This window comes from Salipiger sp. ABN3_019 (assembly GCF_056158605.1).
In genome coordinates this window covers 7501-21588 of the sequence record NZ_JBSWTP010000010.1, presented here as the reverse complement: position 1 = coordinate 21588, position 14088 = coordinate 7501, and the positions used below count along the sequence as shown (strand labels likewise).

The following is a 14088-nucleotide window of genomic DNA, read 5'->3' as shown; positions in this document are numbered from 1 at the left end:
TGGCGGTCTCGGCAGAGTCTCGTCAAGTGTCTGATGGGCTGAGCGGATGCAGGCAGGCCACCGCGCGGCCGGTGCCGTAGCGTCCAAGCTGCGGGTCGCGGGCGCGGCAATCCTCGCGCGCCATGGGGCAGCGGGTCGAGAAGCGGCAGCCCTTGGGCAGATCGAGCGGGCTTGGGATCTCGCCCGGCAGCGGCTCGGGCATCGGCTCGAAGAAGCGCGGCGCGGCACCGCGCAGCGCGGCGGCATAGGGATGCGCGGGGGCGTTCAACACGGCGTCCGTCGGGCCGGTCTCGACGATGCGCCCAAGGTACATAATGGCGATCTGCTCGCAGAGGTAGCTGGCGACGCCCAGATCATGGGTGATGAAGACCAGCGTTAGCCCCATCTCCTGCTGCAGCCTGCGCAGCAGCGTCAGAAGCTGCGCCTGCGTCGAGACATCCAGCCCCGAGACCGCCTCGTCGGCCACCAGCACCGAAGGCTCGGAGGCCAGCGCGCGGGCGATGGCGACGCGGCGCACCTGACCGCCCGAAAGCGCCGAGGGATAGCGTTTCGCCGCATCGGCGGGCAGGCCGACGCGCTGCAACAACTCGGCCACACGCGCCTCTTCCTGCGCCTTCGGCACGATGCCGAAATGGCGCAAGGGTTCGGCGATCAGCGCGCCGATGGTCATCCGCGGATCGAGCGAGCCGCGCGCATCCTGATAGACCATGGCCACATCGCGGGCAAAGCCCGGCCCTTCGGCGCGCACCTCGCGGATCGGACGGCCATGATAAAGCGCCCGCCCGCCGCTTGGCGCATCAAGCCCCAGCAGCACGCGCAGCAGGGTGGACTTGCCCGAGCCGCTTTCGCCCACCAGCGCCAGCGACGCGCCCTTCTCGACGCTGAGCCGCACGCCGTCGAGCGCGCGCAGCCCCACTTTCTCGCGGGTGAAGCGGCGGCCCGGCGGGCGCACCTGAAAGACCTTCTCGACCTCGATGAGCTCGAAGACTGGCGCGGTGCGGGCCGGGGCGGTGTCGGCTTTGGCGGTATCGAGCATCATTCCGGGTTCCAGCAGGCAAAGAGATGGTCACGCGCGCCGCTGCGCGCCGGATCGGCGGGGGTCAGCGGCGGCGCGTCTCCGGCGCATTTCGCCAGCGCCCGCGGGCAGCGAGTGGCAAAGCGGCATCCGGCGGGCATCTGGTCATGCGAGGGCACGGTGCCCTCTGGGGCCACCAGATCCTTGCGCCCGATCTCCAGCACGCAGCTTTCCAATTGGCGCGTATAGGGGTGGCGGTGCCGCTTCAGCACCTCCTCGGCGGGGCCGGATTCCACGACCTGCCCGGCATAAAGCACCACGATCCGGTCGCAGGACTGGCTCGCCAGCGCCAGATCGTGCAGCACGAAGATGCAGCTCGCGCCGCGCTCGCGGGTGAGCTGCAGGATCAGCCGGATGATCTGCGCCTGAATGGTCACATCGAGCGCCGATGTGGGCTCGTCCGCCAGCAGCAGATCGGGGTTGCAGGCCAGCGCGATGGCCACCATGACCCGCTGCTGCATGCCGCCCGAAAGCTGATGCGGGAAAGCCGAAAGCCGCGCCTCGGCGTCATTGATGCCGACTTGAGTGAAAAGCTCGATGGCACGGGTCCGCGCCTCGTCGCGCGAGAGGCCGAGGTTGCGGCGCAGCGTGGTGATCAGCTGCCGTCCCACCGTATAGGCCGGGTTGAGCGCCGCGCCCGCGTCCTGAAAGATCATCGACAGGCGCTGGCCGCGCAGCTTCACCATCTGGCGTGGCCGCAGCGACAGCAGATCGCCCGCGCCTTCGAACTCGGCGCTGCCCTCCACATCGGCCCCGTCCAGCAGCTGCATCAGCGCGGTGGCGATGGTGGATTTGCCCGCGCCGCTTTCGCCGACCAGAGCCAGCGTTTCGCCCTTGGCGAGCGACAGGCTCACCCGGTCGAGGATTTTCGCCGGACCGCGATACACGGTCAGATCCGAGACGCTCAGCAGCGCCTCGGCGTTTATTTGCTGCACCATCATGCGCCTCTCCGGCTCTTGGGGTCGTATTCTTCGCGGATGCCGTCGCCGACGATCGACAGCGCGATCAGCAGCAGCGCGAGCGCGAAGCCGGGCATCGCCGACATCCACGGCGCGAAGCTGACGAAATCGCGCCCTTCGGCGATCATCAGGCCCCAGTCGGGGGTGGGGGGTGTCACGCCGATGCCGAGGAAGGACAGCGAGGACGACACGAGGATGGCCTCGGAGATGCGGATCGTCACCTGCACCGCCAGCGGAAAGATCACATTGGGCAGGATGTGGCGGCGGATCACCTGCAGCGAGGGGATCGACATGAGGTGCGCCGCCTCGACAAAGCCCTGCACCTTCACCTGCATGACGTCGGCGCGCACGGTGCGCGAGAATGGACCCACCATGGAAAGCCCCACGGCGATCACCACCTTGTCGACGCCCTGCCCGAGAATGGCGATGAAGGCGACGGCGAGGATCAGCGAGGGCAGGGCGAGGATCGAGTTGATGAGCCGCATCAGCGCCCATTCCACCCAACCGCCCGACAGCCCGGCGGCAAGGCCGATCACCAGCCCTCCGGCGGCGCCGATGAGCACCGAGAAGATGCCGATCACCAGCGCGTAGCGCGCGCCGTAGATGACCCGCGAGAGGATGTCCTGCCCATAGCTGTCGGTGCCCAGCGGATGCGCGCCGCTGGGCGGCTGCATCATCGCCTCCATCGACTGCATGACCGGATCATAGGGCGCGACGAAGGGCGCGAAGACGGCGGCCAGCACGTAGCCAAGCGCCACGATCAGCGCCACGGTGAAGAACGGGCGGCGCAGAAAGATCGAGCGCCGGGCGCGGCGCGCCTTGCCGGGGCTTCTGTGGCCGGGCTGCGGCCCGGCGGGCGGCAGCGTTGCGGGGGCCGGGGAATTGGTGGCCTCTGCGCTCATTTGCGGTCTCTCAGTCTTGGGTCAAGGATCGGGTAGGACAGGTCCACCAGCAGGTTGACCGCGATGAACAGGAAGGCGGTCATCATCACGCCCGCCTGCACCACCATGTACTCGCGCCCCAGCACCGCCGAGGTCAGCATTTGGCCGATGCCCGGCAGGTTGAACACGGTTTCCGTCAGCACGGTGCCCTGCAGCAGCGTGCCCAGTTGCAGCCCGAGGATGGTCACCAGCGGCATGGCGATATTGCGCACGCCATGCACCCAGATCACCCGCCAGCTGGGCTCGCCGCGCGCGCGGGCGGCGGCGATATAGGGCTGGTCGAGCACTTCGATCAGCGTGGCGCGGGTGAGGCGGGTGATCATCGCGATGAAATAGGTCGACAGCGTCAGCCCCGGCAGGATCATGTGATAGATGCCGCCCCAGAAATCCTCCCACGGCGAGACATATCCCATCACCGGAAACAGCCCCAGTTTCACGCCAAAGAACCAGATCAGGAGGATACCAAGCAGGAACGACGGAAAGGCGGTGCCGGTCAGCGCAAACACCGCCGAGCCCGCGTCGAAGGCGGTGTCTTTCTTGACCGCCGACAGCACGCCAAGCGGCACCCCGATCAGCACCGCGAAGGCGAGCGAGAAGCTCGCCAGCGTCAGCGTCACCGGCAGCGCCTCTTTGAAGGCATAGGTGAAGATGTCGGTGCGGGCGACAAAGGAGGTGCCCCAGTCGCCCGACACGAAGTTTACCGCCCAATCGGCGTATTGGGCCAGAAAGGGCCGGTCCAGACCCATTTCGGCGGTGAGCGACTCATAGGCCTCTTGCGAGTATTCCGAGCCGAGCATGATCTGCACCGGGTCGCCCGGCGCCAGCTTCAGAAGTCCGAAGGTGGCCACCGAGACGATGAACAGCACGACGAGCGTCTGCCCGATCTTTCCGAGAGTCTGGACCAGTATCATCAGGCGAGGCTGACCGTATGCAGGTTCACGAGGTCGGCGGGGATGTAGTTGAAGCCCTGCACCTTGTTCGAGAACACTTTGTAGATCGGCATATGCGCCATGATCGCGATCGGCGCCTCATCCATCAGCAGGTCTTCTGCCGAATGGTAGAGCTTGGCGCGCTCTTCGGTTTCAAGGATCACCTGCGCCTGCTTGCACAGATCGTCGAAGTCGGTGTTGACCCAGCCGCAGAAGTTCCACGCCCCGTCCGATTTGAACTCGGGGTAGATGGTCTCGTCGGGGTCGAGGTCGGCCACCCACTCGAAGTCGTAAAGGTCGAAGTCGCCCTCGTTGCGGCGCTTGACCCATGCGGCGGGTTCGATCAGCTCGAGGTTCACCTTGATGCCGATCTCGGCCAGCATCGGTGCCACGGTCTGCGCCACGCGGGTGCCCACCGGGCCACGCTCGGCCATCATGTAGGTGACCTCGATCTCGCCCTGATTTTCCGCCATGGCGCGGAATTCCTTGGCCTTCTCGAGATCGAACCACTGGCCGCGGCCCGAGGTGGCGATATCGGGATCGAAGAAGCCGGTCATCGGCGGCGAGATCGGGGTATAGGCCTGCTGGGCACGTCCGAAATAGGCCTGTTTCACCAGTTTCTCGCGGTCCAGCGCCCATGCGACGGCGCGGCGCAGGTTGATGTCGGTGAACGGGCCTTTCTTGCAGTTCATGCCGACGAACGTGTAGTTGCCTTCGATCTCACCGTAGAGCGTCGCCTTGGGGAAGGCGTCGACCTGATCCACCAGCTGCATCGGGCAGTCGGTCATGCCGTCGATCTGGCCCGACATCAGCGCCGCCAGCGCGGTCGAAGCCTCGTTCATCAGCACGAAGGTGACGCGTTCGAGCTTCGGCAGGCCTTCCTCGAAATACTCGGTGTTGGCCTCCAGCTCGATGGCGTCATTCTCGCGCCACGAGACGAATTTGAACGGGCCGGTGCCGACCGGGTTGCGGCCATAGTCGGTGCCGTATTTCTGCGCGGCGGCGGGGCTGACGATGGTGCCGGCGCGGCCGGTCGAGCCGTTCAGTGCAACGGGCAGGAACGCATAGGGTTGCGAGAAGTGCAGCTTCACGGTCAGATCGTCGACGACCTCGATCTCTTCGAGCAGTTCCAGCTTCCACGCGTGCGGCGATTTCGGCTCGCCTTCCTTGACGCGCAGCAGCGAGAATTTCACCGCTTCGGCGTCGCAGGGGGTGCCGTCGTGGAATTTCACGCCTTCGCGCAGCTTGAACACATGGGTTTTGTCGTCTTCGAGATCCCAGCTCTCGGCCAGATCGGGCTCGAAGGTCACCTGCTCGCCGTCATAGGCGATCTTCAGCAGGCCGTTGTGGATGTTGTTGATGATCTGGATCGCCGACAGGAAGCCGGTGAAATGCGGATCAAGCGTGTCGATCACCTTGACCGAGGCGATCTTCAGGTGGCCGCTCTGCTGCGCGCGCGCGATGGCCGGGAAGCTGCCGGCGCTGGTGGCGGCGACGATGCCGGCCCCGAGACCCTTGAGGACCGCCCGGCGGCCGAAGCGGGCCGAGAGGCGCTCGGCGAGCACTTTCTTGTGGTCGACTTGCGTCATGTCTTGTCTCTCCTGTTGGCATGATCTCCTCCCTTGTACGGATGAGTGCAAAGGGCCGAATCTGCCCGGTTCCCCCGGTTTTCTTGGCGTTCAGCCCAAATGGACGGCATTTTTTCTGTTTCCTCCGGTACCGACCTGTCGTCACGTGATTTCAGGTTGCGGGCACATGTATACATAAACAAGATAAAAGTGTTCATTTTGGCGAAGGCGCGCGGCGGATGATTATTCGGACAGCAGAAAGCATTTTCGACACGCTTGTGGACCGGATCGTTGCGGGCCGGATGCAGCCCGGTGAGCCGCTGGCCGAGCAGGCCTTGGCCGAACAGTTCGGTGTTTCGCGCACCCCGGTCCGCGAGGCGCTGCACCGGCTCGAGCAGGCCAATCTCGCCGAGCGCGGCGCGCGGCGCGCCTTCGTGGTCCGGCAGATGAAGGCCAGCGATCTGGCCGAGCTCTTCGAGGCGGTGGGCGAGGTGGAAAGCGTGCTGGCCGCGCTCGCGGCGCATCGGATGACCGAGATCGAGCGCCAGCACATGCAGGCCATTCTCGAAGAGGGCAAAAACTGCGGCGACGATGCCGAGCGCTACAGTGCGATCAACGCGCGCTTCCATGCCACGCTCAAGACCGGCGCGCGCAACGCCGCGCTTTCCTCGGTTCTGGATGAGCTCAACCTGCGCACGCAGGCGTGGCGGACGGCGAACTTCCATGTGGACACCTCGCGGCTGGGCAGCTCGCGCGCCGAGCATGATTCCATCGCCCAAGCGATCCTCGCGCAGGATGCCGAAGCTGCGCGCGGGCTGATGCGCAGCCATGTGGCGGCGTCTTATATCGTGCTCGCCGACATCCTCTCGCGCCGCGACCTCTAAGCGCGCTTTCCGGCTTTTCCTGTCTTTCGCACGCCCCGCTTGCTACGTCTTGAGGGTCAACGGAGAGGGAGACCGCATGACATTGCTCAGCGAAGCACACGAGATTTCCGACATCGCCTTCGGCTTCATGGGATCAAAAGCGCTGTTTGCCGCGCTGGAGTTTGGCCTGTTCGACGCATTGGCCGAGGGGCCGCGCAGCGCCGAGGAGATCGGCGCCGCCTGCGATCTGCATCCCGAACGCGCGCGCACGCTGCTCACCGCGCTGACCGGGCTGGGGGTGGTGTCGGTCGAAGGAGGCCGCTTTGCCAATTCCCCCGCGGCCGCCGCTTTTCTGGTGAAGGGCGAGAAATATGATTTCAGCGACTACCTGCGCCTGCAGGTTGGCCGCCAGATGTACCCGTTGATGAGCCAGCTTGAACCGGCGCTGAAGGACGATCTGCCCGAAGGCGCCACCGGGTCTTATGCACAGTGGTTTTCGGATCCCGAAGAGGCGCGGCTCTATTCCGACAGCCAGCACGCGGGCTCGCTGGGTCCGGCGGGCGTTCTGGCAAGGCGGCACGATCTGTCGAATGCGCGGCGGATGCTGGACGTGGGCGGCGGCACCGGGGCCTTCTCGATCACCTTTTGCAAGGCCTTCCCGCAACTGCATTCGACCATTGTCGATTTCCCCAATGTCGTCGCCGTCGGGCGCGAGAAGGTGGCGGAGGCGGGCCTTGAGGAGCGCATCACCTATAAAGAAGCCGATGCCACCAACCTTGACTGGCCAGAGGCGCAGGACGTCGTGCTTATGTCTTACCTTCTGTCGGGTGTGCCCGCCGCGGCCCATGCGCCGCTTTTCGAGGCCGCTTTCCGCGCGCTGCGTCCCGGCGGGCTGCTGCTGGTGCATGACTTTGTGGTGCGCGGCGACCGAAGCGGGCCGCATCTCACCGCGCTCTGGCAGTTGCAGCACACCGCCTTCACGCCGCAGGCCGCCTCGCTCGACGCGTCGGGTTTGTCGTCGGCGCTTGGGCAGGCCGGGTTCGCCGAGGTCACGGTCGGGCCGATGATCCCAGAGATGACGATGCTCGCCCAAGCGCAGAAGCCAGAGTAAACCACTCGCCTTTCGCTTTTCTGCGTGGCACTCTTCGCCGGGTCCGGCTATTTCGGGCGAGAAAGGATTTTTGCCATGCATTCCAGACAGATTGCCGCCGCTGCGGCGAGCTTCACCCTGATCACTCTGATCTCCGCCGCGCCCGCGCTGGCGCATTCCGGGGACGTCGCCGCGGGCGGGTTCATCACCGGCTTCCTGCATCCGATCTTTGGCTGGGATCACGTCATCGCCATGGTTGCCGTGGGCCTGTGGGGCGCGTTCCTCGGTCAGCCCGCGATCTGGCTGCTGCCGGTGACCTTCCCGCTGGTCATGGCGTTTGGCGGTATGCTGGGCGCCGCCGGTGTGCCGCTGCCGGGGATCGAGATCGGCATCGCCGCCTCGGGCGTGGTGATCGGCCTTGCGGTGCTCTTCGCCGCCCGGCCGCCGCTGACGGTGGCGGCAATCGTCGTGGCGGTCTTTGCGATCTTCCACGGCCACGCCCATGGCGCCGAGATGCCGGGCGCGGTGCATCCGCTGGCTTATGCGGGCGGTTTCGTGATCGGCACCGGGCTATTGCACCTTGCCGGGATCGCCTTCGGGATGCTCACCCGCACCAAGCTGGGCACGCTGGCCGTGCGCGGCGCTGGCGGGGTGATCGCGGCCTTCGGTGCGGTGTTTCTGGTCGGCGCGCTGTGAGCATCGGCACCACGGCGCGGCGGGCACTGCTCGCGGCGCCGCTTCTGGCGTTGCCGGGCGCGGCCTCGGCGCATGACGCGTTCGGGGATCTGGGGCCGTTCTACGCGGGGCTGCTGCACCCGCTGATGGCGCCCGAGCAGACGCTGCTGCTGGCCGCGCTGGCGATCTTTCTGGCGCGCCAGCCGATTGCCAATGTGCGCATCGCCCTGCCGGTCCTGCTGCTGGCCTCCGCCGCCGCAATAATCCTGCATCCGCTCTGGCCCGCAACAAGCCTGCCGCTGCGCGTCATCGCGCTGTCGGCGCTGCTGCTGGGGGCGCTGGCGCTCTGGGGCGCGGCGCTGCCGCGGACTCTGGTGATTGTGCTGGCGGCAGCCACAGGGGCGCTCGCCGGTCTTGCCGGAGACCCGGCGGGTCTGTCGCGGCAGGGGCTGCTGGCGGGATTGGGCGGGCTCTTGGGGATCGCCGCCTTCAGCCTGCTGGTCTGGGGAATTGCCGATATCGCTCAGGCGAAGCTGGGCCGTGTCGCCGGAGCCGTGCTCGCCTCTTGGGTGGTCGCGATGAGCGCCATGGCGGCGGTGCTGCCCGCCTGAAGCGCCACCCGCAAGCGCCGTTAGCTGGTGGCGCCGCAGGTCGTGCCCGTCATCGCCGCCTTGGTCAGCGCCATCTGCAGGCCCGCCGGGTTGATCGGCTTGAGGCTGCAGCGCGCCTGCGGGTAGCGCGCGGCGATCTCTTCTTCGTTGACGTGCCCGGACTGGAACACCAGCCCAACGCCCAACTCCTGCAGCCGGTCGGCCAGAGGATAGACCTCGCCATCCTTCAGCCGCACGTCGAGCAGCGCAACATCGGGGCGCAGCCCTTCGATGGCGGCCAACCCCTGTGCCACGCTGGGGAAGGGGCCGATCACCTCATAGCCGAAATCCTCGAGGAGCATCTGCAGATCCATCGCGACGATCACCTCGTCCTCGCAGATCATCACCTTGCCCTTAGCCGAGGTCGTCTCACCGCTCATCGGGGACATAGCGCAGCACCATCCTTCGTTCGTGATCACCGTATTCGACAGAGACCGTTCCGTTCAGCTGCACGGCCGAAAGTTGGACCAGCGTCGAGCCGAAGCCCTCGGCTCCGTTGTCAGGTTCAACACGCGCTTCGTGGATTTCGTTCCATGTCAATTCCACAGCGCCGCCGTCCTGTGTCCAATTCACCTCAAGCCGGCCCGGAGAATGCCCAAAGACACCGTATTTCGACGCGTTGGTCGACCATTCGTGCAGCAGCAGCGAGAGCGAGGTCAGCTCATGATTGGCCACGGGCACCGCCGGACCGGAGATCGTCACCTCGGCGTCGCCCTGATAGGGCTCGATCGAGGCGCGGACCGCATCCTCTAGACTGAAGTGACGGGCGCGCGGCGAGCGTTGCGTCAGGTCATGCGACCGCGCCAGAGCGTTGATCCGCGTCTGCACGCCATCGACCAGACCGGGGATCGACTCCGCTCGGCGCCCGGCCATGCGCACCATGCTCGAGATGATCGAGAACATGTTCTTCACCCGGTGGTTCATCTCGCGCAGCATCATCTCGCGCACGTCTTTGGCGTCCTGCTCTTCGGTCACGTCGAAAAGCACGCCCAGCACCCGCTCGGCGCTTTGCGTCGCGATGCGCCGTCCGACCAATTGGATCGAGCGGGCGTGCGGCCCGTCCGAGGCAAGCTTCATAATCAAATCGAGCATCTCGCCGTCCGACAGGGCGGTTTTAAACTCCGCTTCCACCGCGTCGCGTTGTCCCGGCTCGACGGCGTTGAGCAGTTCGGTCACCGACAGCTGCGTTGCGTCGATGCCTAGCATCCGCCGGCCACTGTCGTCGAGAATGAGCGTGCCCGCCTTCGGATCGCACTCCCAGACCGCAAGGCCCGAGACGTCGAGCGCCAGCCGCAGGCGTTCGCCCTCATGCTTCAGCGCCGCCTCAAGCCGCAGCGAGTCGGTCACTTCGGTGAAGACCAGCGTCGCGCCGTTCAGATCGCCATCGCGGCTGCGATAGGGCGTGATGACCAGCGACCACGTGCGGCTGTCCGCCCGGTCGTTGACCCGCATATGGCGCACGTCGCCGTCGCGCATCACCTCGCCGATGGCGGTCAGCACCTCTTCGTTCTGGCGCAGCGTGCTGGTGACTTCGGTCAGCGGGCGGCCCCGGTCGGTGCCGCGGAACGGATAGATCGACTGGATCGCATCGGTGAAATTGCGGATCGCCATGCGCTGATCGACCACCACCAGCGGCAGCGCGGTCGACACGAAGAAGTTGGTCAGATCGGCGTTGGCCACCGACAGCTCGTCGACCTTGCTCTTGAGCTCGTCGTTGACCGTCGAAAGCTCTTCGTTGGTCGACTGAAGCTCCTCGTTCATCGACATCATTTCTTCGTTGGAGCTTTTCAGCTCCTCATTCGCGGTCTCCAGTTCCTCCACCGTGGTGTGCAGCCGGGCGCGGGTGTCGCGCAGCTCGTGCTCTAGGCTCTGCACATGGCTGTCGGTGGGGTCGAGTTCCTCAAACTCGTCGTCGTCCAGCGCCTCGAAGCGGTCGCGGTCGCGGAACACCAGAAGGATCGTGCCATCCTCCAGCGGGTCGGCGATCAGGTCAAACGACTGCTGGCCGAACTCCGACCGCGCCGAAAGATCGCGCGAAATGGTGCGTTTCTTGCCGCGCGCCACCTGCCGCAGGATTGCCGAAAGCGCTTCGCGCACGCCCGCGCGCGCCAGCGAGGGGGCGAAATTATCGCTGTCCTGTCCGGGCGTGATTTCGAGATATTTGCCCAGCTTGCCGGTCGAACGCAGGATCTCGCCGCGCGGCGTCACGCGCAGCGTTGCCGGCGCATAGGCCGAGAGGATCCGCTCGGCGACATCGCTCTGGCCCCAGTCGAGGCGGGTCGGCGGCTCGGAATCGGTTTCCGCATGGCGGCGGCCCGAGCTTTGGGTGCGCTGCGGGCTGCGCAGATGCAGCGGATATTCCGGCCTGCTGTTGTTGCGCTGAAAGATCCGCGCGCTCTGATCCAGCGGCTTGAAGATATGGTCATAGCGCCCGACGGTCTCGGACGGGCCAAGGAACAGCGTCGCGCCGGGCTTCAGCGCGTAATGGAAGATCGGCAGCGCCGAGGACTGCAGCGTGTCGCCGAAGTAGATCAGCAGGTTGCGGCAGGACAGCAGGTCGATGTTCGAAAACGGCGGATCGCGCACGATCGAGTGCACCGAGAAACGGATCATGTCGCGGATCTTGGCCGAGATGCGGAACCGCCCGTCGAGGGCAATCGTGTAACTGTCGCGCATCGCCTCGGGGATGTCGGCCAGCGCCGCCTGCGGATAGGTCGCCTCTCGGGCGATGCGCAGCATCTGCTCGTCGATGTCGGTGGCGAAAAGCTGGATATTGACCGTGCGCTGCTGTTGCCGCGCCTCGTCGGCGAACATCATCGCGATGGTATAGGCTTCCTCGCCGCTGGAGCAGCCCGGCACCCAGATGCGGATCTCGTCATCACTGCCCGCATCCCGGATCAGCGGCTTCACCGCCGTCTCGCGCAGCCGGTCGAAATGCGCCGGATCGCGGAAAAAGCGGGTGACGTTGATCAGCAACTCGCGGAACAGAACCTCGCACTCGCGCGAGTCGGCCCGCACCCGCTTGAGATAGGCGCTGGCGTCGGGCAGATCGAGCACCTGAATACGCCGCTGCACCCGGCGGATCAGCGTCGACTTCTTATAGCCCGAGAAATCATGCCCGACGAAGTTGCGCACCACCGAGCAGATGTCTTCCAGATGCGCCTCGACGGTGTTCGCCAACTGCCGGTCGGCAGTGTCGTAAAGCGTATGCGCATAGAACTGCTCGATCGCCTCGACGATCTGGTCGGGACGCCGCACAAAATCCACCAGCCCGGTGTTCTGCGCCGAGGTCGGCATGCCGTCATATTTCGCGGTGCCCGGCTCCTGCACGAGGCACAGCCCGCCATGCTCTTTGATCGCCCGCAGCCCGGCGCTGCCGTCCGCTCCGGTGCCCGACAGGATCACGCAGGCGGCAAAGCGCCCCTGATCCACCGCGAGGCTTTCAAAGAAATCGTCGATCGGTCGCCGCAGCCCGCGCGGCTGCGCGAACTCGGTCAGGTTCAGCACACCATCCGTCACCGACAGCCCATGCCCCGGCGGGATGATATAGACATTGCCCACCTCGATCTTCTCGCCGCCGGAGGCCTGCCGCACCCGCAGCTCGGTATGGCGCGCCAGAAGCTCGGCCAGCAGGCTTTCGTGGTTCGGATCGAGGTGCTGGATCACCACATAGGCCAGATTGCTCTCGGCCCGCGCCTCCGCCAGCATCTCGCGGATCGCTTCGAGCCCACCCGCGGACGCGCCGATGCCCACGATGCAGAGGCGCTCGCGCTCTTCGCGGGTCATCTCGCCCTGCTGGAGATCCTTGTCTTTCATCTGGGGTCCGTTCGCTGCCTGTTCGCGCCTGTCGTCTCAGCGCTCGTCTTCGTCAAGTGACAGCTTTGCCATCATCGCGATCGAGTCCGCAATCAATTGTGCCGAGCCCACCATCGCCAGCCCGAACTCGCGCCCGATCTGCTCCACATCGCTCAGCACGCGGCGCAGCTTCTCATCATTGTGCGACAGCTCCGAGCGGCGCAGCGCCGTCGTCATGTCGAACTGCGAGGCCAGAATGAAGCGCGGCTTGCGCTCCGCGCCAAGCAGCCGCGTCATGAAGACGAAGTTGAGAAAGCTGCTGCCGTCCTTGCGATAATTCAGGATCGGAAAGCGGCCATTGTCCGGGCCCTCGCCATGCACAAAATCATGCAGCGGCTGACGCATCTCTTCGCTGGTGTCCGGGCCCTGCAAGAAGCGGCAGTTGTGTCCGACCACCTCTTCATTGCTGTAACCGGTCAGTTTGCAGAAAGCGTCATTTACCAAGATGAGCGGCGCGTCGTCTTCGGTCTGGGACACCGCAAGCGCGATGTTGGACTTTAGAATATAGTCGCGAAGCGACGGGGGCAGGGTCTCTGGGGCTGTCATCTCGGCGTAAGGCTAAAGGTGGACACATTGCAGAAGATGCATCGGAGCACGCTCAAGGCAAGGACGATGAGCGATAATCATTCCCCGCCGCTGCCTGCGGCACGATAATGCATCACGCACCGCCGCCTACCACACGGCTTCGGCATGCATCGCCAACGGCCCATCCTCGGCAGCGGTCCACAGGCCCAGCCCGTCGCCCTCGGCGCAGGCGTTGAGCGAGAAGGCATGGGTGTCGAAGATCGGCGCAAGGCTGCGGAAGCTGAAGCGCGCGGGCACCGCGCCGCGCAGATCGGCGGCGAATTGCGCCAGCAGCGTGGCCTGCAGCGGGCCGTGCACGATCAGACCGGGATAGCCCTCTTCGCCCGTCGCATAGGGGGCATCATAATGTATGCGGTGGCCGTTGAAGCTCAGCGCCGAGTAGCGGAACAGCAGAACCGGATCGGGCGGCAGCATCCGCCGCGCGGCCCCGGCGGGCGCGGGCGGCATGGCAGGGGGTTCGGCCCCACCGGCCTCGCGATAGACGATGTCCTGCCGCTCGGTGAGCAGCGGGCGCGGGCCCGCGCTGATATGATGGGTGACGGTCACGAAACACAGCACACCGCTGCGCCCATGTTTCAGGGTCACATCTTCGATCACCGAGCGGCGGGTGATCGTCTCGCCGATGCGCGGTGCGTCATGAAACTCGAAAGCGCCGCCTGCCCACATGCGGCGGGGCAGGGGAACCGGCGGCAGAAAGCCTCCGCGCGCCGGATGCCCGTCCGGGCCAAGCTGCGCGCCGGGCACGGCGGGCTGACACAGACACAGGTGAATGAGCAGCGGCGCTTCGGCCCCGTCCTCGAGCGGGCCTTCACGGTCGAAGGTCGCATTGAACCGCTGCACCTGAGCCGCGGTGAGAAGTTCGGACTGGCGCTCTTCGCGCCCGATCCAGTCGCGCAGA

General features: G+C 65.9%; 13 protein-coding genes (1 of these 13 only partly in view). 4 read left to right on the top strand and 9 right to left on the bottom strand.

What is annotated here, in order from left to right:
* Positions 1–22: 22 nt before the first annotated feature.
* Genes ACXAD2_RS22165 through ACXAD2_RS22145 form a run of 5 tightly spaced genes read right to left on the bottom strand, consistent with a single transcriptional unit; the run spans position 23 to position 5493 of the window.
* A complete protein-coding gene (locus ACXAD2_RS22165; protein ID WP_164179177.1) occupies positions 23–1039 on the bottom strand; it encodes an ABC transporter ATP-binding protein in 1017 nt (338 codons plus the stop codon).
* Positions 1036–2016 (bottom strand): ABC transporter ATP-binding protein, encoded by a 981-nt coding sequence (locus ACXAD2_RS22160; protein WP_224907081.1) that lies wholly within the window; start codon positions 2014–2016, stop codon positions 1036–1038. Before ACXAD2_RS22160 ends, ACXAD2_RS22165 begins: the two co-directional genes overlap by 4 nt.
* Positions 2013–2936: an ABC transporter permease gene (locus ACXAD2_RS22155; RefSeq protein ID WP_475175093.1), complete on the bottom strand. Its 924-nt coding sequence runs from the start codon at positions 2934–2936 to the stop codon at positions 2013–2015. The genes ACXAD2_RS22160 and ACXAD2_RS22155 overlap by 4 nt, the downstream gene beginning before the upstream one ends.
* Entirely contained in the window at positions 2933–3886 is a 954-nt protein-coding gene (locus tag ACXAD2_RS22150; RefSeq protein ID WP_203595290.1) for an ABC transporter permease, read from the bottom strand. The genes ACXAD2_RS22155 and ACXAD2_RS22150 overlap by 4 nt, the downstream gene beginning before the upstream one ends.
* Entirely contained in the window at positions 3886–5493 is a 1608-nt protein-coding gene (locus tag ACXAD2_RS22145) for an ABC transporter substrate-binding protein (RefSeq protein ID WP_475175090.1), read from the bottom strand. The genes ACXAD2_RS22150 and ACXAD2_RS22145 overlap by 1 nt, the downstream gene beginning before the upstream one ends.
* A 218-nt stretch (positions 5494–5711) precedes the next feature.
* Here ACXAD2_RS22145 and ACXAD2_RS22140 point away from each other — a divergent pair, with 218 nt between their 5' ends.
* The 4 genes from ACXAD2_RS22140 (at position 5712) to ACXAD2_RS22125 (ending at position 8711) form a co-directional block, all read left to right on the top strand.
* Positions 5712–6356 carry a GntR family transcriptional regulator gene (locus ACXAD2_RS22140; protein WP_083191323.1) on the top strand — a complete coding sequence of 215 codons (645 nt, stop codon included), beginning with the start codon at positions 5712–5714 and terminating at the stop codon, positions 6354–6356.
* 76 nt (positions 6357–6432) lie between these two features.
* Positions 6433–7446 (top strand): methyltransferase, encoded by a 1014-nt coding sequence (locus tag ACXAD2_RS22135; protein WP_475175087.1) that lies wholly within the window; start codon positions 6433–6435, stop codon positions 7444–7446.
* A gap of 75 nt (positions 7447–7521) precedes the next feature.
* The gene (locus tag ACXAD2_RS22130; protein ID WP_475175085.1) at positions 7522–8121 is read left to right on the top strand and encodes a HupE/UreJ family protein; all 600 of its coding nucleotides are present in this window, start codon (positions 7522–7524) and stop codon (positions 8119–8121) included.
* Entirely contained in the window at positions 8118–8711 is a 594-nt protein-coding gene (locus ACXAD2_RS22125) for a HupE/UreJ family protein (protein WP_475175081.1), read from the top strand. The genes ACXAD2_RS22130 and ACXAD2_RS22125 overlap by 4 nt, the downstream gene beginning before the upstream one ends.
* Before the next feature lie 20 nt (positions 8712–8731).
* On the opposite strand, the gene ACXAD2_RS22120 is transcribed toward ACXAD2_RS22125, so the two are convergent.
* The 4 genes from ACXAD2_RS22120 to ACXAD2_RS22105 form a co-directional block, all read right to left on the bottom strand.
* Entirely contained in the window at positions 8732–9139 is a 408-nt protein-coding gene (locus tag ACXAD2_RS22120) for a response regulator (protein ID WP_475175079.1), read from the bottom strand.
* Positions 9120–12566: a chemotaxis protein CheB gene (locus ACXAD2_RS22115; protein ID WP_475175074.1), complete on the bottom strand. Its 3447-nt coding sequence runs from the start codon at positions 12564–12566 to the stop codon at positions 9120–9122. The genes ACXAD2_RS22120 and ACXAD2_RS22115 overlap by 20 nt, the downstream gene beginning before the upstream one ends.
* Positions 12567–12602: 36 nt before the next feature.
* Positions 12603–13082: a PAS domain-containing protein gene (locus ACXAD2_RS22110; protein ID WP_475175072.1), complete on the bottom strand. Its 480-nt coding sequence runs from the start codon at positions 13080–13082 to the stop codon at positions 12603–12605.
* Between the two features lie 195 nt (positions 13083–13277).
* Positions 13278–14088 carry the 3' portion of an HTD2 family dehydratase gene (locus tag ACXAD2_RS22105; protein WP_475175066.1) on the bottom strand. Its footprint extends 20 nt past the window's final position, so 811 of the gene's 831 nt are visible here — the last part of the coding sequence; its start codon lies off the right edge, out of view — the gene reads right to left on this strand; the stop codon is at positions 13278–13280.

Excerpts from the sequence above, each read along its gene's own strand:
- ACXAD2_RS22135 (WP_475175087.1), top strand. The coding sequence starts at position 6,433 with ATGACATTGCTCAGCGAAGCACACGAGATTTCCGACATCGCCTTCGGC.
- ACXAD2_RS22130 (WP_475175085.1), top strand. The coding sequence starts at position 7,522 with ATGCATTCCAGACAGATTGCCGCCGCTGCGGCGAGCTTCACCCTGATC.
- ACXAD2_RS22165 (WP_164179177.1), bottom strand. The coding sequence starts at position 1,039 with ATGATGCTCGATACCGCCAAAGCCGACACCGCCCCGGCCCGCACCGCG.
- ACXAD2_RS22140 (WP_083191323.1), top strand. The coding sequence starts at position 5,712 with ATGATTATTCGGACAGCAGAAAGCATTTTCGACACGCTTGTGGACCGG.
- ACXAD2_RS22120 (WP_475175079.1), bottom strand. The coding sequence starts at position 9,139 with ATGTCCCCGATGAGCGGTGAGACGACCTCGGCTAAGGGCAAGGTGATG.
- ACXAD2_RS22160 (WP_224907081.1), bottom strand. The coding sequence starts at position 2,016 with ATGATGGTGCAGCAAATAAACGCCGAGGCGCTGCTGAGCGTCTCGGAT.
- ACXAD2_RS22115 (WP_475175074.1), bottom strand. The coding sequence starts at position 12,566 with ATGAAAGACAAGGATCTCCAGCAGGGCGAGATGACCCGCGAAGAGCGC.
- ACXAD2_RS22150 (WP_203595290.1), bottom strand. The coding sequence starts at position 3,886 with ATGATACTGGTCCAGACTCTCGGAAAGATCGGGCAGACGCTCGTCGTG.
- ACXAD2_RS22145 (WP_475175090.1), bottom strand. The coding sequence starts at position 5,493 with ATGACGCAAGTCGACCACAAGAAAGTGCTCGCCGAGCGCCTCTCGGCC.
- ACXAD2_RS22155 (WP_475175093.1), bottom strand. The coding sequence starts at position 2,936 with ATGAGCGCAGAGGCCACCAATTCCCCGGCCCCCGCAACGCTGCCGCCC.